This is a genomic window from Spongiactinospora gelatinilytica (assembly GCF_003236385.1).
Classification (GTDB): Bacteria; Actinomycetota; Actinomycetes; order Streptosporangiales; family Streptosporangiaceae; genus Spongiactinospora; species Spongiactinospora gelatinilytica.
On record NZ_POUA01000910.1, the window covers coordinates 1 to 411 of the forward strand.

Sequence of the window (411 nt, forward strand, 5' to 3'; positions counted from 1 at the left end):
ATCGTTGTAGTCAACGGCTTGGCGCCCAGCATGCGCTTGGAGAAACGACGCGTCAAATATATTATTAAGCGATTATTGAGTCGAATAATGTATCAATCGCTGATATGGATTTGCGCCAGCTTCGCTATTTCGTGACCGTTGCCGAGGAATTACATTTCGGGCGCGCCGCCGAGCGGCTTTCGATGACGCAGCCGCCGCTGTCGCAGCAGATTCGCGCGCTCGAAGACGAATTGGGCGTCACGCTGTTCCATCGCACGCAGCGCTCCGTGGCGCTGACGGCTGTCGGTGCGCGCTGGCTGGTTGAGGTGCGGCGTGTGCTGGCGGAGGCGAATGCACTGCCCGGGCTCGCGCAGCGGCTGGCGCGCGGCGAGGTCGGCTCGCTGTCGCTGTCCTTCGTCAGCACCGCCGATT

Annotated in this window: 1 protein-coding gene; it reads left to right on the forward strand. The window is 61.3% G+C overall.

Translation table 11 applies throughout. From position 1 onward, the window contains the following. Positions 1–104: 104 nt before the first annotated feature. Positions 105–411 (forward strand): LysR family transcriptional regulator (locus tag C1I98_RS46815; protein WP_146607982.1); only part of this gene is annotated, 307 nt, incomplete at its 3' end.